General features: G+C 45.8%; 1 pseudogene. It reads right to left on the bottom strand.

Annotated features, from left to right (window positions below):
* Nucleotides 1-1060, bottom strand: a pseudogene (secA, locus tag R7Q46_RS25200) (preprotein translocase subunit SecA); the annotation flags it as partial.

Here is a 1060-nt window from a genome sequence, read left to right as displayed (position 1 = left end):
TTCTGCTTGTGCACGACGTTGCTCTTCCATACGCTCAACTTCTTCTTGCTGTTGAACGCGGACACGAGACAGAACAGTAATAACGTCAGTCTTTAGCGCTTCAAGTAAACCTTCAAACAATTCAAACGATTCACGTTTGTACTCTTGTTTCGGGTTCTTTTGTGCGTAGCCACGTAGGTGGATACCTTGACGCAGATGATCCATCGCCGCCAGATGCTCTTTCCAAAGCGTATCGAGTGTTTGAAGCATCACTGATTTTTCGAAGTTACGAAGCACTTGTGCACCCACAACTTCTTCTTTCGCTTTGTATACTTCAACGGCTAGGCTGATAATCTTCTCGCGCAGCGCTTCTTCGTACAGTTTGTCGTCTTCCTCAAGCCATTGCTTGATTGGCGCATCTAGATCGAAATCTGCTTTCAAACGTTCTTGAAGACCTTCCACATCCCACATGTCTTCTAGAGATTGTGGTGGAATGTATTCGTCGATGATCGCTGTGAGCACATCTTCACGGTTTTGTTCAATCATGTCGCTGATATCGTCAACGTTCATGAGCTCATCACGCAGTTCGTAAACCACTTTACGTTGATCGTTCGCCACGTCATCGTATTCAAGAAGCTGTTTACGGATGTCGAAGTTGCGACCTTCCACTTTGCGTTGTGCTTTTTCAATAGAACGAGACAACATCTTAGATTCGATTGCTTCACCTTCTTCCATACCGCTTTGAATCAAGCTTGCCATACGATCTGAAGTGAAGATACGCAGTAGTGAGTCTTCCATCGATAGGTAGAAACGAGATGAACCCGCATCACCTTGACGACCAGAACGGCCACGTAACTGGTTATCGATACGACGAGATTCATGACGCTCAGTACCGATGATGTGCAGACCACCAGCATCTAAAACTTGATCGTGAACTTTTTTCCACTCAGCTTTGATTGCGTCGATTTGCTCTTTCGTTGGATCTTGTAGTGATTCAACTTTTGCTTGCCAGCTACCACCTAGCACGATATCTGTACCACGACCCGCCATGTTTGTTGCGATAGTTACCGCACCTGGCATA

This window comes from Vibrio sp. 811, assembly GCF_033339195.1.
The sequence above is the reverse complement of the archived record's forward strand: the minus strand, read 5'-3'. Positions and strand labels throughout refer to the sequence as shown.